Below are 26,868 nucleotides of genomic sequence, written 5' to 3' on the forward strand. Positions count from 1 at the left end.
GCCGGAAGCAAACCGGCATCGCGACGGACCCGCAATCGCCCTCACTCAAACACCGGCCTCAACTCCGCGACCTTCAACGTCCCATCCGGCGTCCTGCCCTTTCTCGCCCGCTTGCCCAGATGCAATTGCAACTGCGAGCCCGACAGCTTCTCGTCCTTCGGCTTGCCGCCGCGTCCGGTGCCGATCATCACCACGCCGCGTGCATCGATGGCAAGCGCCTGACGCAAGGTTTCCTTCGGGTCGAGCGCCATCAGAATCACGCCGCGTCCGCCGCCCGAGAGCGTCTTCATCTCGTCCATGCCGAACACGAGCAGTCGCCCCGTGCTAGATAAACACGCGACATAGTTCGCGCCCGGCACGACCGGCATCGGCGCAAGCGGCAATGCGCCTTCGTCGATCGTCATGAACGCCTTGCCCGCCTTGTTGCGGCTCACCATGTCGCCGAGCTTCGCCATGAAGCCAAAGCCATTGCTCGATGCCAGCAGCAACGGCTGCTCCGCCGTCGCCGCGAAGTAATGCAGCAAGTGCGAGCCCGACTCCAGTTCGATCAGCGACGTGACCGGCACGCCGTCGCCACGGCCGCCCGGCAGCAAGGCGACCGCCACGGAATACACGCGCCCGTTGCTGCCCCATGCGATGAGCGTGTCCGGCGTGCGCGCCTGGAACACCGCGTAAAGACTGTCGCCCGCCTTAAAGGTGAAGCCCGCCGGATCGAGTCCGTGGCCTTTCAGCGCGCGCACCCAGCCACGCTGCGAGACGACTACCGTCACCGGTTCGTCGACCACGCGCACTTCGAAGGTCGCGCGCTTTTCCTGCTGAATCAGCGTGCGGCGATCGTCGCCATATTGCTTCGCGTCCGACTCGATTTCCTTGATGAGCAGACGCTTCATCGCGGCATCGCTATTGAGCAACTCTTCGAGCTTCGTCTTCTCGGTGCCGAGGTCGGCCAGCTCCTGCTCGATCTTGATCGCTTCGAGCCGCGCCAACTGACGCAAGCGGATTTCGAGGATGTCTTCCGCCTGCCGGTCCGACAGGTTGAAGCGCTGGATCAGCGCCTGCTTCGGCTCGTCCGCCTCGCGGATGATGCGAATGACCTCGTCGATATTCAGGAAGACGATCATCCGCCCTTCGAGAATATGGATGCGGTCGTTCACCTTGTTCAGCCGATGCTGCGTGCGGCGCGTCACCGTCACGAAGCGGAAGCCGACCCACTCGTGCAAGATTTCGACGATGCCCTTTTGCCGCGGCCGGCCATCCGCGCCGACCATCACCAGGTTGATCGCCGCGTTCGATTCGAGGCTCGTATGCGCGAGCAGCGAATGCACGAATTCGGTCTGGTCGATACGGCTCGACTTCGGCTCGAACACGAGCCGCACGGGCGCGTCCTTGCCGGACTCGTCGCGCACGGTGTCAAGCAAGCCGAGCAGTGTCTGCTTGGTCTGCAACTGGTCGGGCGTGAGCGTCTTCTTGCCGAGCTTGATCTTCGGGTTGGTGAGCTCCTCGATTTCTTCGAGAACCTTCTGTCCGGACGTGCTCGGCGGCAATTCGGTAATGACGAGTTGCCACTGACCGCGCGCGAGTTCCTCGATCTTCCAGCGGGCGCGCACTTTCAGGCTGCCGCGTCCGGTCTCGTAGGCCGTCGAGATTTCCGCGTGACTCGAGATGATCTGCCCGCCGCCCGGAAAGTCCGGGCCGTTCAGCTTTTCCAGCACGCCGGCATGGCCGAGTTTCGGGTCGCGGATCATCGCGACGGCGGCCTGCGCCACTTCGCGCAGATTGTGCGAGGGAATCTCGGTTGCGAGACCCACCGCAATGCCCGATGCGCCATTGAGCAACAAGAACGGCAGACGCGCGGGCAAGAGCTTCGGCTCTTCGAACGAACCGTCGTAGTTCGGCATGAAATCGACGGTGCCCTGATCGATTTCATCGAGCAAAAGGCGCGCAATGGGCGTGAGACGCGCTTCGGTGTAGCGCATGGCTGCCGCGCCATCGCCGTCGCGCGAGCCGAAATTGCCCTGACCGTCGATGAGCGGATAGCGCATCGAAAAGTCCTGCGCGAGACGCACGAGCGCGTCGTAGGCGGACTGGTCGCCGTGCGGGTGATACTTGCCGAGCACGTCGCCGACCACGCGCGCCGACTTCACCGGCTTCGCGCCCGAGGCGAGCCCCATCTCGCTCATCGCGTAGAGGATGCGGCGCTGCACGGGCTTTTGCCCGTCGCACACGTCGGGCAGCGCGCGGCCCTTGACCACGCTCACCGCGTAGTCGAGATAAGCGCGTTCGGCGTAATCGCCGAGTGTGAGTTGTTCGCCTTCCGGTGCTGCTTGCTGATCGGCGAAGAGATCGTCTGTGATTCCCATCGAATATCCGTTGTTATGCGTTCAGGGCGCGTTGCATGCGGGCGCTATGGGCCAGATTGCGAGGCTCAGATGTCCGCTTCCACTTCGTTGCCCTTCTCTTCGAGCCAGCTTCTGCGCGACGCGGCTTCGCCCTTGCCCATCAGCATGGTCATGCGCGAGACGGTGAGATCGAAGCCGAGATCGCCCAGGCCGACCGGCAGCAAACGGCGCGTGTCGGGGTTCATGGTCGTGTCCCAGAGTTGTTCCGCGCTCATTTCGCCGAGGCCCTTGAAGCGGCTGATGGTCCATGCGGTTTCGCGCACGCCGTCCTTGCGCAGCTTGTCTAAAATGGCTTCGAGTTCGCCTTCGTCGAGCGCATAGAGTTTCTGCGCGGGCTTCTTGCCGCGCGCGGGGGCATCGACACGAAAGAGCGGCGGACGCGCCACATGCACGTGACCGCGTTCGATCAATTGCGGGAAGTGCTTGAAGAAAAGCGTGAGCAAGAGCACCTGAATGTGCGAGCCGTCGACGTCCGCGTCCGAGAGAATGCAGATCTTGCCGTAGCGCAGATTCGACAGGTCGATCTTGTCGTCCGGACTATGCGGATCGACGCCGATCGCCACGGCGATGTCATGCACTTCGTTGTTCGCGAAAAGCCGGTCGCGTTCCGTTTCCCACGTGTTCAACACCTTGCCACGCAAGGGCAGGATGGCCTGGAACTCCTTGTCGCGGCCCATTTTCGCGGAGCCGCCCGCCGAATCGCCCTCGACGAGAAAGAGTTCGTTACGCGCGATATCCGTCGATTCGCAATCCGTCAGCTTGCCCGGCAGCACCGCGACGCCGGAACTCTTGCGCTTCTCGACCTTCTGCCCGGCACGCGTACGCGCCTGCGCCTGGCGAATCACCAGTTCCGCGAGCTTCTTGCCGTATTCCACGTGCTGGTTGAGCCACAATTCGAGCGCCGGACGCGAGAACGACGAAACGAGTTTCACGGCATCGCGACTGTTCAGGCGTTCCTTGATCTGGCCTTGGAACTGCGGATCGAGCACTTTCGCGGAGAGCACGAACGACACGCGCGCGAACACGTCCTCGGCGAGAAGTTTCACGCCCTTCGGCTGAAGGTTATGAAGCTCGACGAAACTTTTAACCGCCTGAAAGAGCCCGTCGCGCAGGCCGGATTCGTGCGTGCCGCCCGCGGGCGTCGGGATCAGATTGACGTAAGACTCGCGCAGAAGCGGCCCTTCCTCGCTCCACGCGACGACCCACGACGCGCCCTCGCCTTCGGCGAAGGTTTCCTCGCTGGAACGCGAGCTTTCCGCGAAACGTTCGCCTTCGAAAAGCGGGATCAGCAAGTCGCTGCCGCCCATGCCTTCGAGCAGATAGCCGCGCAAACCGTCTTCGTATCGCCACGATTGCCGTTCGCCCGTTTTCTCGATGACGAGCGCCACTTCCACGCCCGGCAGCAAGACGGCTTTAGAACGCAACAGGCGCTGCAGTTCGCCGAGCGGGAAATTCGGGGAGTCGAAGTACTTGGGATTGGGCCATGCGCGCACGCGCGTGCCCGTCTTTTTCGCGCCCCGGTCGCCGGGGCGCGTGACGAGTTGCTCGATGACGTCGCCATTGGCGAACGCCAGTTGCGCGATCTTGTTGTCGCGCCAGACCGTGACTTCGAGGCGCGTGGCAAGCGCGTTCGTGACCGAAACGCCCACGCCGTGCAGCCCGCCGGAAAACGTATAGGCGCCGCCCGCGGCCTTGTCGAACTTGCCGCCCGCGTGCAAGCGCGTGAACACGATTTCGACCACCGGCACGCCTTCTTCCGGATGCAAGCCGAACGGAATGCCACGGCCGTCGTCCTCGACGGACACGGAGTTGTCCGTATGAAGCGTGACGGTGATCTGCTTGCCGTAGCCGCCGAGCGCCTCGTCGGACGCGTTGTCGATGACTTCCTGAATGATATGCAGCGGGTTCTCGGTGCGCGTGTACATGCCGGGCCGCTGCTTGACCGGCTCGAGCCCCTTGAGAACCTTGATCGATGCTTCGCTGTAGCCGGCCGCTTTCGCGCTCATCGCGCGCTCTCGTTGCGCTGCGCGGTGTTGCGTGCCTGACTCGGCCGCGCTGGATTTTTTCGTGGTCATAGTTGAACGTTGACCCGGCATCGTGCGTGCTCGCGGGAATGCCACGACATGCGCCCGAAGTGCCGGCGAATGCTTGATCGATTGCTCGAAACGTTATCTGCCTGGCCGGATGTGCTCGTGCGGAGCGCTCGCCCCGCCCGCCGATCCTTGGCCGCGCTAGGAGAATAGCGGTTTTCGTCCGCGCCGCCCACATCGGACGAATAAAAGGCCAGCCCTGACCGCGCCGATTTCGCGCGGTCGCGGCCAGGCATGCTGAAATGCGTGTGTTACTTGCGCTTGGCTTCGAGCTCTTCCCAGCGCTCGAGCGCAACCATGAGTTCCTCGTCGATCGCTGCGTGCCGCTCCGAAAGACGCGCGCCTTCCTTCGCGTCCTTCGCGAAGATCGAACCGTCTTCCAGCTGCGCGCCGATGCGCTTTTGCTCCTCTTCCAGTTCCGCGATGCGCACCGGCAGCGCTTCCAGCTCGCGCTGTTCCTTGAACGACATCTTGACGCTGCGTTGCGCGTTGCGGCCGGCCGCGCTTTCCTTCGGCGCGTCGTCCTTCGTCGCTTCCTTCGCGCTCTGACGCGCGGCTTCCTCGGCGATACGCTCCGAACGTTCGCGCTGAATCTGCCAGTCCGAGAAGCCGCCGACATACTCGCGCCACTTGCCGCCGCCTTCCGCAGCGAACACGGACGTCACCACGTTGTCGAGAAAAGCGCGGTCGTGACTCACGAGCAGCACGGTGCCGTCGTATTCCGCGAGCAGTTCTTCGAGCAGTTCGAGCGTGGGAATGTCGAGGTCGTTGGTCGGCTCATCCAGCACGAGCACGTTGGCGGGCCGCGCAAAGAGCCGCGCAAGCAGCAGCCGATTGCGCTCGCCGCCCGACAGCGAGCGCACCGGCGAGCGCGCGCGTTCCGGTGCGAACAGGAAGTCGCCGAGATAGCTCATCACGTGCTTCTTCACGCCGTTCACTTCGACCCATTCGCTGCCGGGGCTGATGGTGTCGGCGAGCGATTTGTCGAGATCGAGCTGTGCGCGCATCTGATCGAAATACGCCGCCTGAATGTTCGTGCCGGTACGCACGCGCCCTTCGTCGGGCTGCAATTCGCCGAGAATCAGCTTGAGCAGCGTCGTCTTGCCCGCGCCGTTCGGCCCGACGAACCCGATCTTGTCGCCGCGCATGACGGTGGCCGTGAAGGCATCGACGACGGTGCGCCCGCCAAAGCGTTTGGTTACATCGGTCAGTTCGGAGACGATCTTGCCGGATTTCTCGCCCTGCCCGACATCCAGTTTGACGTTGCCTTGCACGTTGCGGCGTTCGGCGCGCTCGTTGCGCATCTCGACGAGCCGCGCAATGCGTCCGACACTGCGCGTGCGGCGTGCTTCCACGCCCTTGCGAATCCACACTTCTTCCTGCGCGAGCAGTTTGTCGAACTTCGCCGCTTCCACCTGTTCGACTTCGAGTTGCTGCGCCTTTCTCGTCTGGTACGCGCTGAAGTTGCCGGGATACGACAAGAGCCGCCCGCGATCCAGTTCGACGATGCGTGTAGCCACGCGATCCAGAAACGCGCGATCGTGCGTGATGAACAGCAGCCCCGTGCGCAGTGTCACGAGCAGGTCTTCCAGCCAGCGGATGCCGTCGAAGTCGAGATGGTTGGTCGGTTCGTCGAGCAAGAGCACGTCGGGCTGCACGACGAGCGCGCGGGCCAGGGCGACACGCTTTTTCATGCCGCCGGACAGCGCGCCCGAACGCGCGTCGCCGTTGAGACCGATCTGCGCGAGCGTGGTCGCGACGCGATTGCGCCAGTTCCAGGCATCGCGCAAATCGAGCGCCGATTGCAGCGCGTTCATGCGCGAGAGCAAGGCGTCGTGCTGCGCGCCTTCGGGGGTATCCGCGAGTTCGTGGGCGACGGCGTCGTATTCGTCGAGGAGCGCGCGTGCTTCGGTCAGGCCGGAGGCGACGACATCGAACACGGTGGCGTCGAGATCGAATTCGGGTTCCTGCGGCACATAGACCGTGGAGAGTTCGTTCTGACGCGTGACGAGACCGTCGTCGGGCGCGGCGAGCCCCGCCACGATCTTGAGTAGCGACGACTTGCCCGCGCCGTTGCGGCCGATCAGACCGACGCGTTCACCCGCTTCGAGCGAAAAATCCGCGTGATCGAGCAATGCGACGTGACCGAACGCGAGCTGCGCGTCCGTAATGGAATAAAGCGACATGGGGATGGATGCGAACAGTGCGATACCGGGGAAGCGGCCATTGTACCGATGTTAGGCCCGAGGGTTGGGGCGCTGGCTGAATGGACGAGGATGGCGAGTCGGAAACGCGGCGTGCGCGCGCGGTCGTCGGCAAAGGCCCTGGCCGTATGGATGAGGGCGGCGGCGTGGCTGGTCCGAAACGCATGGGACGTCGATGCGGCTGATGCAATCGTCGGCTGGATGCGGATGCGGCGTGCCGGTGTAGGGACGAAAGAATCGCGACGGCAGCCTCGGCCATTCCGCAAGGAATCGCCGCTGCCCCGCCGCTCTCACGTTACTTCACATGAACCTTGATGGTGGAACTCATTTCCGGCCCATACGACTTGTGCTGGCCGTCGCCGAACTGCATGGTGAGCGTGTGATCGCCCGGCGGTAGCTTCACATCGGCTTCCGTCTGGCCTTTACCGAAGTGCAGCGAGGTATCGTTCGCGGGAATCACGGTGCCCTTGGGCAAGGGACCGCTGTCGATGAGCAGATGGTGATGTCCGGTGCCTTCCGTCATCGTGCCGGCTGGCGCGATCTTCATGCCGTCCACGCCGAACTTCACATGCACGGGGCTCGTGACGGTGGCGCCGTCCTTCGGCTCCACGAAGTAGACGCGCGACGATTGCGCATGTGCCGCGCCAGCGAGCATCGAGAGCGCGAATGCGCCGGGCAACAGCGCTTTCGAGAGCGTTTTCTTAAGCATCGTGTTCTCCTTGTCGATAAACCGGCCGATTGCGCGAGCCTTCGCGCCGAGGCCGCGACCAAGGATACACCGCGTGTCGTGAAGTTGTCGTGGCTACTCGCCACGCCAACGTGGCGCGCTCGCGTCCGAGCGTTCACGACGCCACGGCGATCAACTCGGGACTCTCGTCCGTCACCGGCGCACGATCCCAGTTTCCATACCAATCGATCTGCGCAAAACCCGCGTCATCGAGCAGGCGCGCCAACTCATCGCGCGAGCGAAAGCGCAACTCGCTCTTTGCGGATAGCGTCTCGCCATCGTCGAAACGATAGTGCGTCGTGAAGGCCGCGCGTGCGCTGATTAGCGGATCGGGGGTCGCGTGGAGTTCCTGCCACACTTCGACGCCGCGGCCATCCGGCCCGCTCACGCGACGTCGCGAATGCTCCGGCGTCCATCGCTCCCACGCGCGCGCAATGGGATTGCGGCTTTCGAAGGCGATGCGTCCGCCACGACGCACCGCCCGGCGCGCGGCCACGAGCGTGGCGAGAAAGGTGGCGTCGTCGAGAAAGACTTGCGCGACGTGACCCGTCATCAACAAGAGATCGGCAGGGGCGACGAACGGCAAGGCGGAGGCGTCGCCTTCGATCCACGTCACGCGCTCGCCATGCGCATGCGCACGCGCGCGCGCAACGCGCAACATGGGCGCGGAAGGATCGATGCCCGTGACCTTGTAGCCACGCATCGCCAATTCGCAGGCGAGCAAGCCCGTGCCGCAGCCCAGATCGACGATATGTCCCGCCGATTCGGCTAGCGCGAGATAAAAAGCGGTATCGGCGGCGGCGGGATTGAGCGCGTCGTAGAGCGCGACGATGCGTGGATCAGCGTAACTGGACATGAGCGGCTCTGTAGGCGAACGAGTGATGGAGCGCGACGAAGCGCCGCTCAGCGTAACAGGAGATTAGCGCTTCTCGTCGGCGAGCGCGACGAAGCACGCATCAGCGTAACCGGAGATTAGCGGCTCTGATAAGCCAGCGCGTCGCGCATCGGTTGGCTGTGCACCATGATCGGACCGGAGAACGGCGTGTCGAGATCGAGGATCACGAGCACCGCCGAGGCGATCGACAGCGCGCCCAGCGTGATCGTCACGAGCGACAGCGCGTTGCGCGGCGCGATCAGCCCGAAGCACAGAAAGATGATGAGCAGCCAGCCGACGAGAATCCGGTCGAACGGATAGGAGATCGACCCATGCGCTTCCTCGACGAGCTTCCAGCGCAGCGCAATGAGGTCTTCGAAGCGCGTCGCGCATTCGTCGGCGAGGCGCTGGTGGTAGGCATCGCCCGGTGCGAGCATGCGCACTTCATGCTGGCCACGATTGAGCAATTCGCCGAGTGTGCGGCTCGCGAGATTGTCGGCTCCGCCAAGCGATGTGCCGACCGCCGGATAATCGCCCAAGGGCGGCGCTTCGTCGGGCCAGGTGCTGGCGATCGCCGCAGCGGTGTACGAGCGCAAGAGCGCACGTGCGCGCTCAAGGTCGGCGCCGTAATCGCGCATGGTGTGATCGAGTTCGATGATCGATGTCGCGTAGCTGCGCAAGTCGGTGTTGGTGGTATCGAAGACCGTTTTCGCGGATGCCGTCAGCAAGCCGAGCACGAGCGCCGCGAAGGTCACCAGCATGCCGACCAGCAGTTGCACGAGTTGCACGGTCTCCTGCGCCTTGTGCTCCTCGGGCAGCAACGGCCGGACGATCGCGCCCAAGCCGGTGCTTGCGAGCAGCAACGCGAAAACGAGGACGGCGGATTCGACTTCAGTCATGAGCGCATGGGTCGTGGGCGCGGCGGCGCAACGGTTCGCCGCATTATCGACCAGAAAGCAGGCGCGGTGCAGTTGAAAAAACGCCGGGGACGCAGCGTTTCGACTCGTCGATCGAAGGGCGGCCGCGGCCTAGAAAGCGACGGACATGGTCGCCATCACGCTCGCCGTGCTCTTCAACCGGTTCGTGCTTGCAATCGACGGCACCCATCGCAAGCTCGCCGACAACGGGCGCTTGCCGTCGATCTTGGTGTCGTAGGTGAGGATCGGACCCATCGAAAAGTCGTGCCCCCGAAAGCCGTTCAGCCTGTCCGCGAGCGGTCCCGAGTCGTTGCCCAACTGCTGAACCGTTCCGAGCACGAGGCCAACCCCCAGGCCGTTCGAGAACTTCTTCAGTCCCATTGCATCCAGCGTGAACAATGGCGCGTTCTGATAATCGGTTGCGGTGTTTCGCGTATAGAATTGGAGACCGGCCACGACGTCGAATTCGAGTCCGTATTTCGGCATCAACTGGGTGAACGCGACCTGCGGGACGAAGGTCCAGTTATTCAGGCTGGGATTGGCGAGCGCGTTCGCATCGTAGTGACCGGTGGGCGCCCAGAAATTGAAGCTGAGCGCGATATGCGCCGTCTGGGAAAAGTGATACCCGGCCACGATAGGCGTGAAGTAGAGGTCGAACAGATTCGACGCGCGGTCGCTGCTCGTCGTTCCGAAACGCCCCGCCGAAAACGATGCCGTCACTTCGGTCCATACGTACGGAACCGTGATTCCCGATGCGAAGTCCCATCCCGCAAAGCCGCCCCATACCTTGAGCACCGTCGCGAGCGTGAAGGCGACTTGCCCGTCGATCCCGAGCGAGGTCTTGCCGGCAATCGGGACCTGACGATTGCCGCTGATGGAACCATCGATATAAATTTGCTGCAGACTCACCAGCGTCAGCGGCTCCGGCGGAACAATGCCGATCCCGGACAGCACGCTCATGCCCGCAACGGGCCGCCCCAACGCGCCCTCGGTCGCGCGCGAGGATAAAGGCAGCAGGCAGACGCCGACCACGAAAAGCGCCACGGCGAGGCGATGCCAATGGACTCGGAAAGCATGCATGAGGTGGTGTGTCGGTAACGTCATGCCGGTTCATCGCCTTTAGAAAAAACAACGATTTCACGCAAGCAAGATGCGGCGCTCAGTCGTGCGCGCCGAGCACCCAGCGGTAATACGGGTTCGCCTGGTCGGCGCTCAGCACCGCGCGAATTTCCCCCGCCCATGCGTTGCGGTCGCCACGATACGCATCGAGTCCCGCCCGGTAAAACGCATGCAGTGTGTCGCGCTCGCTGTGCAGCGCGTCGGTGAATCCGGCGTCGTCGTTTGCGAGCGGCGGTTCGCTCTGCAACGCCAGCAAGCGCGTCAGCGTCGCCGGAAAATCCGTCGGCTCGACCCACGGCGCGTATTCGATGCGCGGATCGTCGTCGGTGACGGGGCGGGCATCGGCGGCATAGTAGGCAAGTGCGGGGCCGTCCGCGACATAAGTTGCAAGAAGCGCTTCCGCCGAGCCGATGCCCACTTCGTTCAACGCGCGCGCTACGTCGGGCTGTGCCAAGCGCTCGCGAATGCGCGGCACGTCGAGCGTCAACGGCTCCCTGGAGCCGATCAGCATCATCTCGTGGAACTCGGTCGTGAAGAGCGCGGCATGCGGAAACACCTGCATGAAGCTGCGGATGAGCGAGCGCGTTTCCTGCTCGTTTTGCGTCGCGATTGGCAACCATTGCGCGACGATACCGCGCTCGTTCAATCGCGCCGCCGCGAGCCGGTAGAACTGAGTCGAATACAGGTTCACCACGCCCGCCGCCGATGGCGGCGGCGGTTCGAGCGTCACGAGGTCGTAGCGTTCATCGCGCGACAGCAGTTCGCGCCTGCCATCTCCGGCTCGAAGTTCGATGCGCGGATCGGCGCTCACGTCGTAATTGCCCGCGAACGCCGGCGACGCGCGCACGACCGCCGGCAACAATTCGGCGACCACCCGTTTGTCGAGGCCCGGCCACGCGAGCAGCGCGCCCGCCGTGATACCCGTGCCGAGTCCGATGACGAGCGCGGAACGCGGCGCACCGGCATGCACGATGAGCGGCAGCAGCGCTTGCAGACGCATGTAGCGCAGCGACGTCATGGCGTCGCCCGAGTTCGAGACACCTTGAATGTAGAGACGGCGGAACCGTTGCGCCTCAGGGCCTTGTTCGAGCACGGCGACCGTCCCGCCCGAGCTTTCCTCGTAATAGGCAAGGCTGCCGTGATGCGCCTTGGCGAGCAGCACGCCAAGCCGGTCGGACGGCACGACGATCGAGACGGCAACCGAGATCGCCGCAATGCCCGCGCTTGCCCAGATGCCGGCCTTTTGTGCGGAGCGCGCGCTCAGTGCCGCCGACAAGCCGATCAGACTCGCCGCGACCGCAAGCAAGCCGAGCGAGCGGATTAGACCGAGCGACGGAATCAGCACGAAACCCGCAAACAGCGTCCCGCCGATGCCGCCCGCCGTATTCATCGCGACGACGCGCCCTACCCGGCTTGCGATGCCGCTTCCGTGCGCCGTGTCCCCATCGGCGGCCATGGCGAGCGCGAAAGGGAACGCCGCGCCGAGCAAGATCGTCGGCACGAGCACGATCACGCATGCGGCGACGGCAAAGCCCGCGCTCATCGACGCGAGCATGTTGCCCGTCACGCTCAGGCCGAAGTCGGCTGCGTGACGCTGGGCGAGCGAAAGCCAGTCGCCCACGCATGCGACGCCCGCGAACGCGGCCAGACCCGCCAACGCGATCAGCACGCCGAATGCGCTCCACGGGTCGCGTATCCGTTGGGCATGGCGCGCCGCGATCGCGCTGCCGAGCGCAAGACCGAGCAAATACGTGGCGAGCACGATAGAAAAAGCGAAGCTGCGCGTGCTGACGAATTGCCCGATGGCCTGCGACCAGATCACCTCGTAGCCGAGCGCGATGCCACCCGCGACGGCATAGAGCGCAATGGCGATGCGCGAGCCGGAGGAAGCGGCGCTGGCGCGCGCGGCGGGGTCATCGAGCGAACCGTTCTGCACGGCGGCGCGGCGCATGAGCAACATTGCACCGATCGCGGCGCAGGCGTTGAGAAGCGCGGCCGCATAGGCGCTGCCCTGCACGCCTAGCAAAGGAATCAGCACGAACACCGGCAGCAACGCGCCAGCGATGGCGCCCGCGGTATTGGCCGCGTACAACCGCCCGCCCGCGCCACCGATGTCTTGCCGCGACGCGCCGGTTGCACGCATGAGGACGGGCAAAGTGCCGCCCATCGCGATGGCAGGCGCGCCGACCAGCGCGAACGGCAAGAACCACGCAAGCGGCCCGGCGCGCTCTTGCAGCGTCGCGAAGAGCGCGGCCGAGTGCGCCAGCGCGTGCGTCGCGCCCGGACCGAGGCCAAGCACGGCGAGTTCCAGTCCCGCGTACAGCAACCAAGGCCGCATGCTCCGGTCGGCGAGCTTGCCGAAGATCCATCCGCCGAGCGCGAGTCCCGCAAAGAACGCACTGATCGCAACGGTCACGGCCTGCACTTCGATGCCGACCACGAGCGTGAGTTGCCGCACCCACAACACCTGGTAGATCAGCGCCGCGCCGCCCGATGCAAACAACAGCAACGCAGGCCACGCGAGACGCATGGTGCTCGCGTGATGCGCATCGGCGCTGGCCGGTGCGCGGCGGCTTGCCTTGGTCCGGGCGGATTTGATCGCGGCGCTCAGATCTGTCATCGTCTCTCGGCTCCCGGATCACTTGCCCGCGCTTTCGATGCTCTTCATCAAGTTGTCGGTCATCTGGTCGATACTGAAGCTGCTGGGCCGTTGAGCGGGCGGATATTGCTTGAACGTCGCGAGGAACGGCGCGACCTTCGAGACGGCGTATTGCGCGATATACACGTTCTTCGTGGTCCAGTCGTAATACTGGTCGGAGACGATATCGGCGCGCTCGTAAGGGTCCATGCGCAGATTGAAGATTTTCGGCACGCGCAGACACGTGAACGGGTTCGCCCACACTTCATAGCCGCCCGGCTGGCGCTGCTCGCAGAAGACCACCTTCCAGTCGTCCTGGCGCATCGCGACGAGCAGGCCATCGTCGTTGAAGTAAAAGAACTCGTGACGTGGCGCGTCCTTCGTCTGGCCAGTGAGATACGGCACGAAGTTATAGCCGTCCAGATGCACCTTGAAGTTCTTGCCGCCGATCGCCGCGCCCTTGAGCAAGCGGTCGGCAATGCCGTTGTCGCCCGCGGCGGCGACCAGCGTCGGGAACCAGTCGAGGCCCGAGATCATCTGCCGCGAAACCGTCCCCGGCTTGATCTTGCCGGGCCAGCGGATGATCGCGGGCACCCGGAACGCGCCTTCCCAGTTGGTGTTTTTCTCGCTGCGGAAAGGCGTGGTGGCGGCATCCGGCCATGAGAACTGGTTCGGCCCGTTGTCCGTCGTATAGACGACGATGGTGTTGTCCGCGATCTTCATGTCGTCGAGCGCCTTGAGCAGCTTGCCGACGTCGTTGTCATGCTCGATCATGCCGTCGGCGTATTCGTTGCCCGGCATGCCGCTTTGACCGAGCATGGATGGCCGCACGTGCGTGAACAAATGCATGCGCGTCGTGTTCATCCACACGAAGAAAGGTTTGTTGGCCTTGTTCTGGCGCTGCATGAAGTCGATGGCGGCGCTCGTCGTTTCGTCGTCGATCGTCTCCATGCGTTTGGTGTTGAGCGGACCCGTGTCCTGCACGCGGCCATCCGCGAACGAATGGATCACGCCGCGCGGCGCGTTCGCCTTGACCCACGCCGTGTCGTTCTTCGGATAATAAGGACGCTCCGGTTCTTCCTCGGCGTTCAGGTGATACAGGTTGCCGAAGAACTCGTCGAAGCCGTGCTTGGTGGGCAAGTACTGATCGCGGTCGCCGAGATGGTTCTTGCCGAACTGGCCGGTCGCATAGCCGAGCGGCTTGAGCGCCTCGGCAATGGTGATGTTCTGCGCCTGCAGGCCAACGTCCGCGCCGGGAATGCCCACTTTCGACAGCCCCGTGCGCAAGGTGACTTCGCCCGTGATGAAGGTCGAACGGCCCGCCGTGCAGCTGTTCTCCGCGTAGTAGTCGGTGAAGAGCATGCCCTCGTTGGCTATGCGATCGATGTTCGGCGTTTCGTAGCCAACCACGCCTTTGCTATATGCGCTGATATTGGTCTGCCCGATATCGTCGCCGAAGATCACGAGAATGTTGGGCTTCTTCCCATTCTGATTATTGTTCTGCGCGGCGGCGGGCGCGGGAGCCGGCGCGGGTTTCGCGGGCTTCGCCGCGTTCGGCGTCTGCGCGGTCGAGACGATCGGCGGGACGATCAGCACGCAGATCGCCGCGAGCGCGGCGAGCGCGCCGGTGATATAGCGGAAGCGTCGGAGTTGCGGCTTGGTCATTGTGATTCTCCTTGAGCGCCATACGTCTTTCGCGCGTCGCCCGTCATGGCGCGCTTGCCGGATAAACCGCCTTCCAGTCGTTCTTCATGCTCACGACGATCCACCCGCGCGCGAGCGCCTCGTCCCATGCGCGGTCGAGCTTGCCGATCTTCGACTGGCGGTCGTAGGCGAATTCGCGCGCCGCGTCGTCGTGATGCACGATCAGTTCAAGATGCGGCCCTTCCTGCGCGGCCGTGTATTGCAGCATCTGCAAGTCGCCGTCCGAGTTGCCGAATGCGAGCACGGGCTTTCTGCCGATGTTCCGGTAGATGCCGACGGGCTTGCCGGGACCGTCGTCGACGAAATCGAGCTTCGGTTCGCGCACGAGCGCGGGCTTGCCGTCGCGCACGACGTACTTCACGAGCTGGCTCGACCCGATCACCTGTTCGGGCGGAATGCCGTAGACCTGTTCGGCGAACACGCGCATGAATTCGATCGTTCCTCCGGACACGATAAAGGTCTTGAAGCCATTCGCCCGCAAATAGTCGAGCAGTTCGAGTTGCGGCTGATAGACGAGCGCGGTGTACGGACGCCCGAGCGTCGGATGCTTCGATGTTGCGAGCCACGCGCGAATGGCGCTGTCGTATTCATCGACCGTCATGCCGCTGTTCGCCACCGCGAGCAGTTTCAGCAATGCTTTTTGCTGGCCCGCGAGCGCGGCCTTGTCGCCCGATGCCAACGCCTTGAACGCCGGGTCGCCGCGCCACTCCGGATGGTTCGGCGCGGCCGCCTTCACTTCATCGAGCATGAAGGCAAACTGAAAATAGATAGGCTGTTCGCTCCACAACGTACCGTCGTTATCGAACACGGCGATACGTCGCGCGGGCGGCAAATAGGTTGGCGATCCTTCGCGCGTGACGGTTTGCACGAAGTCGATGAGCGCTTGCCGAGCGCGGCCGCCGCGCCACGACGGCAGAACGCCTTGCGCCGTCTGCGCGGTGCTGGCGCTCACGCCGGCGCTGGCCTGCGCGGACGCGTCGTTGCCGGAGCGCGCGCAGCCCGCCAGGAGCACCGCGAACGCGGCAGTCAGCAGCGCGGCCCGCACGCCAGCAAGAATGTGTCGAAGTCCCCGCCGCACTCGACTCTCCTTTCGCGAAAGCAATGTGTTGCCGCGCCGATGCGTTCAGCGAGCGGCGGTCCGGGTCGGATTCGCCGGCGATGCGCCATGCGCCGCTTGCCAGACGTCCTTATCCACCACGAGTCTGAAACCGAGGTGCGACATGCTGTTGTAGGGGTCGGTGCCGCGCCGCGCGCTTGGCCGATAGCTCAGGCAGTAGTCTTCGTTGCACAGAAACGAACCGCCGCGCGTAACGCGTTTGGGCGCTTCCACGGGAACGCCGGGATCGGCCGGGTCCCATGAACTGGCCGGGCCCGCGGGCTCGTTGACCACCCCGCCTATCGATGCCTCGCGCCTGAACTGATCGGCCCGGTACCAGTCGGCTACCCATTGCCACGCGTTGCCGGTCATGTCGGAGAGTCCGTAGCCGTTGGCCGGAAAACTCCCCACGCGGCTCGTCCCGGCCGCGCCGCCCGCTTTCGCGTTGACGACGGGGAACGGCTGCTTTTCCTGGCCTTGCCAGACGTTGGCCATTTGCTTGCCGTCGGGTGCGAACTGGTTGCCCCAGGAATAGGTCGCCTGATCGAGCCCGCCGCGCGCGGCAAATTCCCATTCGGCTTCGGTGGGCAGGCGCTTGCCCGCCCATTTGGCATAGGCCTCGGCGTCTTCGTAGGAGACCTGCACGACGGGATGATCGTCCTTGCCATCGATATTGCTCGACGGCCCCGAGGGATGCCGCCAGTCCGCGCCCGGCACGAAGCGCCACCAGCGCGAATAGTCTTGCAGAGACACCTGTTCCCGTGTGCCGACGAACACCATTGCGCCCGGCGTGAGCGCACTGTCCGGCGGACGCGCCGTGCCGGGTGGCAACTGCACCCGGAGCGTCTCCCAGTCGGGTTTCTTTTCAGCGGTGGTGATGTAGTGCGTGGCCGCCACGAACGCGCCGAATTCGGCGTTCGTCACGTGATGCTCGTCCATCCAGAAACCGTGAACGCGCACCGTATGCGCCGGACGTTCGTTGGCTTGCGCGAGCTTGCTGTCGCTGCCCATCTGGAATTCGCCGCCGGGTATCCACGCCATGCCTTTCGGGCCGCTCACGCCGTCGCCGAGGACGGCATGGACCATCGGCCTGGCGGGCTCGCGCAGCGCGCGGCTCACCGCGAATCCGACGAGCGCCGGACATAGCAGCACGAGCACGGCCCACAGCGCCATGCGCCTTGCGTTGAATTCCGAGCTTCGCCCGGCCGCGTTGTGATTCACCGGTATGTTCGCCATTGCCGTCACCCCGACCGTGTCGCATGGGAGCCAACACAATGGAGCCACCAATATACGAACGAATAAATGTTAGCAATCTTTTTTTCGAGCGATGCCGCAAACGGTAGGCATCCTTGCGAAAGGGCCGACACGGCTTTGACGAAACCGCCTTGCTTTAGTAACTTGTGCAGCACGTGTTCAGACAGCTTCGGGATCATCGCATCAGCAACGCGTGCGCGTTGCACTCTTAGCGAGCGAGCCATGCAAGACCTCATCCGGCGATTCGAGACGAGCATCGGGCAAGCGGTGATCGGCCAGGAGGCCGTCGTGCGCCAGATTCTCATTGCGCTTTTCGCGGATGGGCACGTGCTGCTCGAGAGCCTTCCGGGTCTCGCAAAGACACGTACCGTCAAGGCCATCGCGGCGCGTCTGGCCGCCACGATGAAGCGCATCCAGTTCACGCCCGATCTGCTGCCCTCGGATATCACGGGCGGCGAGACGCTTCTGCAATCGGGCAACGAACGCACGCTCTCGTTCCAGCCGGGTCCCATCTTCGGCAATCTGATTCTCGCGGACGAAATCAACCGCGCGCCCGCCAAGGTTCAATCCGCGCTGCTCGAAGCCATGGAAGAGCGGCAAATTTCAATCTCCGGCAAGACGTACCCGCTGCCCGAACTCTTCCTCGTGATGGCGACGCAGAATCCCATCGAACAGGAAGGCACTTATCCCCTGCCGGAAGCGCAGATGGACCGTTTTCTCATGAAGGTGCTGATCGGTTATGCGTCGCCCCGGAGCGAGGCGGACATGCTGCGCTTGCTGCGTCGCGAAAGCGAGGGCGCGCCGGCCGCCATGGAAACGCTGACGCAGGAAGATGTGTTCGCCGCGCGCGAGGCCGTCCGGCGCGTCGCGGTGGCGCCGGCCATCGACGAATACATCGTATCGATTGTCAACGCGACGCGTCATGGCGGCGCGCTCGATGCCGACCTCGGCAAATGGATCGAAGTCGGAGCGAGCCCGCGCGGCGCGATCGGACTGGATCGGGCGAGCCGCGTGCATGCATGGCTCGACGAGCGCGATTTCGTCACGCCAGACGACGTGCGCGCGGTCATCCATCCGGTGCTGCGGCATCGTTTGCTGCTGTCCTACGATGCGACCGCCGACAAGGTCGGCGCCGACCAAGTGATAGACCGGCTAGTGGAGAAAGTGGCCGTGCCAGCTTGAGCCTGGAGGAAACCCGCGATGCCGCACGACGCAGCAGACGTTCATGGCCCGCCCGCTTCGGCCATCGGCAGCGTTTATGTCGATGCCGCGCATCTCGCCGGGCTCGAAGGCCGCGCGCGGGGTTTGAGCTTCGTCGCGCCCGCGCCCGTAACGAGCATCTTGTCGGGACGGCAAGCGTCGCGCATGCGCGGACGCGGCCTGAATTTCGAGGAACTGCGCGGCTATTTGCCCGGCGACGACATACGCCATCTCGACTGGCGCGTGAGCCTGCGCACGGGCAAGCCGCATGTGCGGGTCTATACCGAGGAGCGCGATCGGCCGCTTCTGGTCATCGTCGATCAGCGCATGAACATGTTCTTTGGATCGAGCCGTGCGCTCAAGTCCGTGGTCGCGGCCGAAGCGGCGGCGCTCGCCGTGTGGATGGCGTTTGCCGCCGGGGATCGCGTGGGCGGCGTCGTGTTCGGCGACGAAGAAGTGGTCCGCGTGCGTCCGTTGCGAAGTCGCGCGCGCATCGACTTGCTGTTCGGCGCCATCGCGCGGATGAACGCGTCGTTGCATGCCGAGAGTCTCGCGCGAACGAATTACGCGCAACTCAATGCGGCGCTCGAAGGCGTGTTGCAGATCGCATCGCACGACTTTCTGGTGTGCATCATGAGCGACTTTGCAGGCGCCGATGAACGCACGCGCCGGCTGCTCCGGCAAATTGCCGCGCATAACGACGTGATCGCGGCGCTCGTCTTCGATCCGCTCTGGCAAGGCATGCCCGAGCATCGCGCGCTGGTGGTGAGCGAAGGACGCTTGCAAGTGGAACTGCGCATGGAAAACGAACGCGTGCGTGCGCCGCTCGCCAGCCTCTTCAAGGGCCGCGCGGCAGCGATTGCGGAGCTATTGCGCACGAGCGGCGTGCCGTTGATGGCGTTATCGACCGCCGAACCGGTCGTCGATCAGGTGCGGCGCTTATTCGGCGAGCGCGTGCGTCGCGCGGCGCAAGGCGGCCTATGACCACGCCGCTCATGCCCGCCGACACGCCCGCCGCGTTGCAGGCGCTGCGCGAGTTACCGTTGCCCGAGCCCGTGTCGTATATGCCGCGGACCATCGGCTGGCTAATCGTGCTTATCTTGCTCGCGGCGTTGGCGGCGCTCGCCGGATGGTTCGCCTGGCGTCGGCATGAAAGGAGCCGCTACCGGCGCGAGGCGCTTGCCGAACTGGCGCGCATCGAAGCGAAGCTTGCCGACGAAGCAAGCCGTGCGGCCGCGCTTGCCGAGATCGCGCCGCTCATCAAACGTACCGCGCTTGCCGCCGCGCCGCGCGGGCAAGTGGCCGCGCTCACCGGCGCAACCTGGCTTGCATTTCTGCGCGCCACGCACGGTCACTTCGACGATGCGAGCGGCGCGCTGCTTTTCACCGCGACATATGCGCCGCAAGCGCGACTCGCCGCCATCACGCGACAGGACGCCGACCGTCTCGTTCACGCGGCGCGCGACTGGATCGAGCATCATCATGTGGAAGTTTGAGTACGTGTGGATGTTCGCGCTGCTGCCCTTGCCCCTCTTCGTGTGGTGGCTGGCGCCCGCGTATCGCACGACATCGACGGCCGTGCGCATGCCGTTCTTTCAGGAAATGGCCCATGCTGCCGGCGAGAAACCCGCGCCCGGCGGCGTCCGTCTGCGCCGCAACTGGCTGCAGCGCTTGCTCATGCCCGTGCTCTGGATTTTGCTGCTGGTTGCGGCGGCGCGGCCGGTGTTCCTCGAACCGCCCGTCACGCACGAGTTGCCCGCGCGTGACTTGCTGCTTGCGATCGACCTGTCGCAATCGATGAGCGAGCGCGATTTCATCGATGGCGCGACCGGCGAACGGCTCGATCGCCTGAGCGCGGTCAAGCGCGTAGTCGCCGATTTCATTGCGAAGCGCAAGGGCGACCGCATCGGCCTGATCGTGTTCGGCGACGGTGCTTATCCGCAAGCGCCGCTCACGCTCGATCACGACAGCGTGCTGATGCTGCTCGACGCCATGCGCATTGGCATGGCGGGACCGCGCACGGCTATCGGCGACGCGATCGGGCTGGCGGTCAGACTCATGGAAAACACGCCCGCGCAGGAAAAGGTGCTGATTCTGCTCACCGATGGCAACGACACCGCAAGCGCCATCGCGCCCACGCAGGCCGCGCAGATTGCGAAGCATCACGGCATCGTGGTGCACACCATCGGTATCGGCGATCCGCAGACCGAAGGCGAGGACAAGGTCGATCTCGACGCGCTGACGAGCATTGCCCGGACGACTGGCGGGACGTCGTTTCATGCAATGGGCCGCGCGGAAGACATCGCGTCCGTGTACGCGCAGATCGACAAGATGACGCCGGAAAAGATCACGCGCGAGGTGTACAGACCGCGCCGGGAGTTCTACTGGCTGGCGCTCGCGCTCGCGGTGTCGCTCTTCACGCTGTATCACGGCATTGCCTGTCTCGTTGCGCTCTTGCGCGCGCCGCGTCGCGTGCCCGGGGAGATCGGAGCTTGATATGGCTATCGATCTGACGGCTTTTCACTTCCTGCGCCCGTTATGGCTCTTGCTGCTCATTCCAGCCGTGCTATTACCGTTTGCGTGGTTGCGTCGTAACGATGTGCGTTCACGCTGGCGCAACATCATCGCGCCGCATTTGCTGGAGCATCTGATCGTCGGCGAGCGTGCGAAGCGTGGTTTGCAGCCGATCCATTCGTTGGCCGCGCTGATCGCCTTATCCGCCATTGCCGTGGCGGGGCCGACGTGGCAACAGGAACGTCCGCCCTTCGATCGGGACAAGGCGCCGCTCATGATCGTCCTCGAACTCGCGCGTTCGATGGATGCAACCGATGTCGCGCCAAGCCGTATCGAACGGGCAAGGCAAAAGGTGCTCGATCTCGCGGCAGCGCGCAAAGGCGCGCGCACCGGGCTGCTGGTGTTCGCGGCGAGCGCGCATCTCGTCGTGCCGCCCACGGAAGATCCCGCCTTGCTCGGGCTTTATGTGCCTGCGCTCGCGCCCGAATTGATGCCGCATGACGGCAAGAACGCCGCTGCCGGCCTGGCGCTTGCGGAGCGTGTCTTGCAGAAGGCCGACGACGCAGCGGGTACGATCGTCTTCATGAGCGACGGTTTCGATGAAAGCCATACGGATGATTTCGTTCGGATGGCGAAAGAATCGCGCCACCAGTTGCTTTGGCTCGCGGTCGGCACGGAACGCGGCGGCGCGATCCGGGGAGCGAACGGCGAAATCGCGACTGACGAAGCGGGCCGCCCTCTCCCCGGCACGTTCGATGCAGCCGCCATCCGCAAAGTCACGCAAGCGGCTTCGATTCCACTTGCAAGCATGCGCGCGGACGATGACGACGTGCAATGGGTGCAGCACCGTGCGCAGGTGTATCTCGAAGCGGCGCAGGGTTCGAAGATCGTGCCGCGCTGGAAGGAATCGGGCTACTGGCTGCTCGCGCCGATTCTCGTCATCGCCTTGTATTGCTTCAGGCGCGGCTGGACGGTGAAGTGGCTGCCGATCATACTGGTTGCGCTTTCAATGGCTTACTTTCCCAGGCAGGCGCAAGCCGCGTCGTTCGAGTGGCTCGATCTCTTCGCAACGCATGATCAGCAGGGTCGCTACAGCTTCGAACATGGCGACTACAAGCGTGCCGCCGCGCGTTTCGACGATCCCATGTGGAAAGGCCGCGCACAGTATCTTGCCGGCGACTTTGCCGGCGCACTCGATACGTTCACCCGACTCGACACGCCGGACGCGTTGTTCTATGTCGGCAACACGCTCGCGCGGATGAAAGATTACGCGGGCGCGATGAAGGCTTACGACGCCGCGATTGCGCATCGCGCAGGGTTCGCGGAGGCGCGTGCAAATCGGAAGCTGGTACAGATGCTCATCGAGGACGACGAGCAGAGTGACGAATCGACCACGCAGAAGCCCGATCAGGTCGAGACGGACAAGAAAAAGATCAAAGGCGGCCAGCGCGTGCTGGTCGAGCAACAGCGTCCATCGGAGGAAACGTGGATGCGTAATCTGAATACATCGCCCGCGGCGTTTTTACATCAGCGCTTCGAACAGGAAGCAGGAGCGAGCCCGTGATGCGATTGCTCCTCGCGATAGGGTTCGTCATTCTCTCGAACGTGTTTTCGATCGCTCACGCGGACGATGCGCCCCGAACCATGTTGCGCGCGCATCTCGAACCGGCTGGCAAGGTGGTGGCGGGCAGCGCGGCGCAACTCGTCGTCGATGCGCTCACGACCACATGGTTCACGGCCGCGCCGGACTGGCCGCTGTTCGACGTGCACGATGCGTTCGTCACGTTGCCTGACGAGAGTGCGCAGAATCTTTCGGAGACCATGGACGGTGTGCGCTGGTTCGGGGTCCGGCGCGTCTATCGAATCGTGCCGCGCGCGGCGGGCACTTTCGATGTGCCGCCGTTCGCCATCACGCTGCATCCCGGCGGCGCCGACGGACCGGTCACGCTTACGACGCCCCGGCTGGAGTTGGTCGCAAGCGTGCCGGCGGGGGCCGAAGACATGGCGTCGTTTTTCCCGACGCCAAAGCTTACCGTGACGCAAAGAATCGAACCTTCGGACGGCAAGCTGGAAGTCGGCGGCACCTTGACGCGTGCCGTCACGGAGCGCGCGGAAGGCACCGAGTCGATGCTGATTCCACCGCTCGCTTTTGCGGACATCGCCGGATTGCGCCGTTATTCGAAGCCGCCGGTAACCCGCAATATCACGCAGGACCGTTCGGGATTCGTCGCGGGCGAGCGCACGGATACGGTCGCGTATCTCGTCGAGCGTCCGGGAACGTACACGCTGCCGGCAATCGATATCGAATGGTGGAACACGACCACTCGCGCGCGCGAAAAGATTCATCTTCCGGCGCTTAGCTTTCGCGCGCATGCAGCGAGCGAACGGCCGCTTTGGGACATTCCGGGCGGCCTGGCGCGGCATACGGTGATCTACCTCGATGAGAGAGATGTCATGTATGCGTGTGTCGCTCTGGCGGCTATGGCGCTCGCGATCTGGTTTTATCCGCGCATGCGTGTACTGATCGAGCGCGGCTGGCGCCGGTGGGCGGCGTGGCGCAAAGCACGCGCGGAAGGCGAGTTCGCCGCGTGGCAGGCGCTTCGAAAGGCCGCGAGCGCGGGCAGCATGTCGCGCATCGTTCCGGCGCTTTACCGATGGATGGACGTCAATCCGCGTTATCCGCGTCCGGCGCGGCTTCGCAATATCGGCGAGTTCGAACCGAGCGACTTGAAGCGACTAGCGGATTCGGCCATCGTTCATTATCAGGGCACGGGTCGCGCCGATGAAGCGCCACCCACACGTCTGCGCCGTCACACGAAGTTTTGGCGAAGTTGGAGAACGAAGCGCCCGGCGCTGGCTCCGCTCAACGACAACGAAGATCGGTAGAACCGACTCTCACGCGACGTTCTCTTTGTTCGCGATCATCCCGTCGTCTTCGGCCTGCGCATCCTCCGCGCTCTTACTCGTCTCGCGAAGCGCGGCCGTGAGCTCGGCCGGTTTGACCGTATCGAGCACCACGAAGCTGTGTAGCGCCGCCTTGGCGTCGATCTCGAAGCAACGTTTGCCGGAAATTTTCGCCTTGGCGTCGCGAGCTTCGATCTCGGCAATCTCGGTTGCGAGCGGATGAGCCTGTCTCTTGAGAATGGCGCCGAGGCGCGCGTCGACCATCACCCGGTCCATGCTCCAGTAGGCGCGATTCGAAAGCGCGTTTTCGCCGGCGAGCACGCTATCGGCGACGACTTCGAGACCCATCGCCCTGAACTTTGCGACATCGGAGCGAAGGCTTTCCGTGTTGACGCGCGCCGTGCCGCGTTCGAGCCGCAGTTCGAGGCGGCTCGCGTCCACGCCGCTCTCTCGCAGCGCCAGCGTCAGCGTCTGCGCAAAGTCGCTGGTCAGGAGCTGCTTCGGATAGACCGGCACGCAAACGGTAATCTCGGGCAAGTCCGTGGCGAGCTTGCAGGCCTCGCGCAAGATCCAGTCGCCGAGAGGAACGACGAGACCGCTTTGTTCGGCGACGCGCAGGTAGGTTTCGGTGCCGAGGCGGCCGAGCGTCGGGTGGTTCCACCACGGCTGAATCTCGACGGCGATTGCGTCGTTTGCAGAAACACGCACGCTGCAGGCAAGATCGAACTCACGCGCCTTGATCGCGATCAGCATGTCGTGCGCCAGATGCCGCTCGGTCTCGGCGGAGGTTTCCGCATCCTCGGCGTAGAAGGTGAAGGTGCCACGCTGCTTGCCCTTGGAACGATAGAGCGCGACGTCGGCGAAGCGGAAAAGCTCGTCTTCCTCCAGCGTGTCTTGCGGCGTCAGCGCGATACCGATCGAAAGACCGACCTCCAGCCACCGCTCGCCATGAGCGATCGGCTGCGACACGGACTCGATGAGGCGCTCCGCGAGTTCGACGATCTGCGGCCGCGTGAGATTCGTGGCCGCGACGACGAACTCGTCTCCTCCGATCCGCGCCACGAGCTGCCCTTCCGTCAACTCGCCCGTCAGACGGGCGGCAACGGTGCGCAGGACGAGATCGCCGACTTCATGGCCGAACGTGTCGTTGATCGGCTTGAAGTGATCGAGATCGAGATAGAAGAGCGCGAGCTCGCTGTCGGTCGCCGAAAGCACCTGACGCATGAACTTGCGCAGGCCGAGCCGGTTCGGAAGGCCCGTCGCCGGATCGTGCTGGACTTCTTTCTGGGCGCGCGAGAGATCGGCGGCGAGCGAGACGTCGGCGGTGATGTCGGCGGCGATCTTAACGATCTTGAAGGGCTTGCCGTTCAGGTCGTAGATCGGATTGTAGGACGCCTGAATCCACACTTCCGCCCCGTTCGCGGCGATGCGTTTGAACTTCGAGGACAGGAACTTGCCCGCGCGCAGATCGCTCCAGAAGCGTGCGTAATCGGCATGCGCGACGGTCTCCTTGTCGACGAACATGCGATGGTGCCGGCCGACGACCTCCGGGAGCGCGTAGCCCATCAGGGTAAGGAAGTTGTCGTTCGCCTCGAGCACATTGCCGTCCATGTCGAACGAGACGACGCTTTGCGACTTGTTGATGGCGGCGATCTGTCCTTCGTAATCACCTTGCCGCAGCTTTTGCCCGGTGACGTCGACGGCGTTCTTGACGACCTTGAAGGTGCGCCCGTTCATGTCGAGGATCGGATTATAGGAAGCCTGCAGCCAGATCTCGCGGCCATCGCGGCCGAGCCGCTTGAACTCGCCTGCCTGATACTCGCCCGCGGCGAGCGTCTGCCAGAACTTCCCATAAGCTTCGCTTTCGCGCTCCTCGGCCGAGACGAACATCGAATGATGGCGACCGATGACCTGGGACAGCCGATAGCCCGTCAGGTCCAGGAAGTTGTCGTTGGCGTCGAGGATCGTGCCGTCGACATTGAAGGCGACGACACTCTGCGACTTGTGGATCGCGGCGATCTGGCCTTGGTGGTCCGCCTGGCGAAGCTTTTCACGCGTGACCACCGTCGCGTATTTGACGATCTTGAAGGGCCGCCCGTCCTGGTCGAGCACCGGGCTGTAGATTGCCTGCAGCCAGATTTCGCGCTTGTCGCGGCCGATCCGCCGGAACTCGCCGCTGCGATGACGGCCGGCGGCCAGATCGCTCCAGAAGATCTCGTAGTCGAGACTGTGCGCGTATGCGGGATCGACGAACATGCGGTGATGACGGCCTTCGAGCTCCTCCATCGTGTAGCCGACCGCTTCCAGGAAGTTGCGGTTGGCGTCGAGAATGGTGCCGTCGGGCGAAAAGGTCACCATGCACTGCGACTTGTCGATCGCGGCGATCTGGCCTTCGAAATCGGCGTTCTGCTTCTTCTCCGACGTGACATCGACCGCATACTTGACGATTTTGAACGGACGTCCTTCGAGGTCGAGGATCGGATTGTAGGTTGCCCGAAGCCAGACGGCCTTTTCGTCCTTGCGGAATCGCCGATATTCGCCGGAAGCGTGCAAACCCTGCCGCAACCGTTCCCAGAAGGCGGCATAGGACGGGTCCCTGGCCTCGTCGGCGGCGACGAACATTCGATGATGCTTGCCGACGAGTTCGTCGAGCCGGTAGCCGGTGGCTTCCAGAAACTTCTCGTTGGCATGAAGGATGGTGCCGTCCATCGCGAAATGGATGACGGCCTGCGAAGTGTTGATGGCGGCGATCTGGCCGGCGACGTCGGCGGCCAACATCATGCGGTCAGTGACGTCGCGCACCAGCATGACGGTCTCGCCGACCGCGCCGTCTTCTGCTGCGACCGGTATGCAGGAAACCTCGGTCCAGAAGGACGTGCCATCGCGCTTCAATTGCTGCATCTCGCCGAAGAAGGCTTTGGCGGTTGCGAAGACCGTATCGATCTCGTCCGGCGCGGTGGCGCCTGTCGCGAGCGGCCTGAAGATGCTGCGATTGCGTCCGACGAGCTCCCAGCCCTTGTAGTCGAAGAGCTCCAGGAAGCGCTCGTTGACACGAAGGATGCTGCCGTCGGGCGCGAAGGCGATCCGCCCGAGGCTTCTCTCCAGCGCTTCCTGATCGGCCGGAGTAAAGGAGAATTTGACCGGATTGTTATGCATTGTCACCCGCCAGTAGAAGTTGCGGCGATATGCGCTGATGGCAGGTTGGAACGAAGTTGTCTCATGGATCGA

The 26,868-nt window shown here is 64.0% G+C and carries 18 protein-coding genes; 6 read left to right on the top strand and 12 right to left on the bottom strand.

What is annotated here, in order from left to right; all coding sequences use genetic code 11:
* Positions 1–41 precede the first annotated feature (41 nt).
* The 11 genes from parC to P9292_RS20700 form a co-directional block, all read right to left on the bottom strand.
* Positions 42–2,360, bottom strand: coding sequence for a DNA topoisomerase IV subunit A (parC, locus tag P9292_RS20650; RefSeq protein ID WP_309961025.1), 2,319 nt, complete (start codon positions 2,358–2,360; stop codon positions 42–44).
* A 65-nt stretch (positions 2,361–2,425) separates the two neighbouring features.
* On the bottom strand, positions 2,426–4,405 hold the full coding sequence (locus tag P9292_RS20655; RefSeq protein WP_244827487.1) for a DNA topoisomerase IV subunit B: 1,980 nt from the start codon (positions 4,403–4,405) through the stop codon (positions 2,426–2,428).
* Between the two features lie 335 nt (positions 4,406–4,740).
* On the bottom strand, positions 4,741–6,675 hold the full coding sequence (locus P9292_RS20660) for an ATP-binding cassette domain-containing protein (RefSeq protein ID WP_250464141.1): 1,935 nt from the start codon (positions 6,673–6,675) through the stop codon (positions 4,741–4,743).
* A 313-nt stretch (positions 6,676–6,988) separates the two neighbouring features.
* Positions 6,989–7,348, bottom strand: a complete 360-nt coding sequence (locus P9292_RS20665; RefSeq protein ID WP_244827998.1) for a DUF4399 domain-containing protein — start codon at positions 7,346–7,348, stop codon at positions 6,989–6,991.
* Positions 7,349–7,535: 187 nt separating this feature from the next.
* Positions 7,536–8,276, bottom strand: coding sequence for a methyltransferase domain-containing protein (locus tag P9292_RS20670; protein WP_309961028.1), 741 nt, complete (start codon positions 8,274–8,276; stop codon positions 7,536–7,538).
* A 116-nt stretch (positions 8,277–8,392) separates the two neighbouring features.
* Positions 8,393–9,193: a hypothetical protein gene (locus P9292_RS20675; RefSeq protein ID WP_250464137.1), complete on the bottom strand. Its 801-nt coding sequence runs from the start codon at positions 9,191–9,193 to the stop codon at positions 8,393–8,395.
* 129 nt (positions 9,194–9,322) lie between these two features.
* Positions 9,323–10,291, bottom strand: coding sequence for a transporter (locus tag P9292_RS20680; protein ID WP_250508789.1), 969 nt, complete (start codon positions 10,289–10,291; stop codon positions 9,323–9,325).
* A 79-nt stretch (positions 10,292–10,370) separates the two neighbouring features.
* Positions 10,371–12,950: a fused MFS/spermidine synthase gene (locus tag P9292_RS20685; protein WP_309961031.1), complete on the bottom strand. Its 2,580-nt coding sequence runs from the start codon at positions 12,948–12,950 to the stop codon at positions 10,371–10,373.
* An 18-nt stretch (positions 12,951–12,968) separates the two neighbouring features.
* Positions 12,969–14,633 (bottom strand): arylsulfatase, encoded by a 1,665-nt coding sequence (locus P9292_RS20690; RefSeq protein ID WP_244827481.1) that lies wholly within the window; start codon positions 14,631–14,633, stop codon positions 12,969–12,971.
* Between the two features lie 43 nt (positions 14,634–14,676).
* A complete protein-coding gene (locus tag P9292_RS20695) occupies positions 14,677–15,750 on the bottom strand; it encodes an HAD family hydrolase (RefSeq protein WP_309842123.1) in 1,074 nt (357 codons plus the stop codon).
* A 45-nt stretch (positions 15,751–15,795) separates the two neighbouring features.
* On the bottom strand, positions 15,796–17,004 hold the full coding sequence (locus P9292_RS20700; RefSeq protein WP_370652093.1) for a formylglycine-generating enzyme family protein: 1,209 nt from the start codon (positions 17,002–17,004) through the stop codon (positions 15,796–15,798).
* A 240-nt stretch (positions 17,005–17,244) separates the two neighbouring features.
* On the opposite strand from P9292_RS20700, the gene P9292_RS20705 reads away from it, so the two are divergent.
* From P9292_RS20705 to P9292_RS20730, 6 genes are read left to right on the top strand one after another with little or no spacing between them, the layout of a single operon-like run.
* Positions 17,245–18,204 carry a MoxR family ATPase gene (locus P9292_RS20705; RefSeq protein ID WP_250464128.1) on the top strand — a complete coding sequence of 320 codons (960 nt, stop codon included), beginning with the start codon at positions 17,245–17,247 and terminating at the stop codon, positions 18,202–18,204.
* A gap of 18 nt (positions 18,205–18,222) precedes the next feature.
* Positions 18,223–19,206, top strand: coding sequence for a DUF58 domain-containing protein (locus tag P9292_RS20710; protein ID WP_250492068.1), 984 nt, complete (start codon positions 18,223–18,225; stop codon positions 19,204–19,206).
* Entirely contained in the window at positions 19,203–19,718 is a 516-nt protein-coding gene (locus P9292_RS20715) for a DUF4381 domain-containing protein (RefSeq protein ID WP_309961035.1), read from the top strand. Before P9292_RS20710 ends, P9292_RS20715 begins: the two co-directional genes overlap by 4 nt.
* Positions 19,705–20,718: a VWA domain-containing protein gene (locus P9292_RS20720; protein ID WP_309961037.1), complete on the top strand. Its 1,014-nt coding sequence runs from the start codon at positions 19,705–19,707 to the stop codon at positions 20,716–20,718. The genes P9292_RS20715 and P9292_RS20720 overlap by 14 nt, the downstream gene beginning before the upstream one ends.
* Position 20,719: 1 nt before the next feature.
* A complete protein-coding gene (locus tag P9292_RS20725; RefSeq protein WP_309961038.1) occupies positions 20,720–22,300 on the top strand; it encodes a VWA domain-containing protein in 1,581 nt (526 codons plus the stop codon).
* The gene (locus P9292_RS20730; protein ID WP_309964103.1) at positions 22,300–23,622 is read left to right on the top strand and encodes a hypothetical protein; all 1,323 of its coding nucleotides are present in this window, start codon (positions 22,300–22,302) and stop codon (positions 23,620–23,622) included. The genes P9292_RS20725 and P9292_RS20730 overlap by 1 nt, the downstream gene beginning before the upstream one ends.
* Before the next feature lie 9 nt (positions 23,623–23,631).
* Here the strand turns inward: P9292_RS20730 and P9292_RS20735 are convergent, their stop codons facing one another.
* Positions 23,632–26,796: a PAS domain S-box protein gene (locus P9292_RS20735; RefSeq protein ID WP_309961040.1), complete on the bottom strand. Its 3,165-nt coding sequence runs from the start codon at positions 26,794–26,796 to the stop codon at positions 23,632–23,634.
* Positions 26,797–26,868 lie beyond the last annotated feature (72 nt).

It is taken from the genome of Caballeronia sp. LZ001 (assembly GCF_031450875.1).
Lineage (GTDB): Bacteria > Pseudomonadota > Gammaproteobacteria > Burkholderiales > Burkholderiaceae > Caballeronia.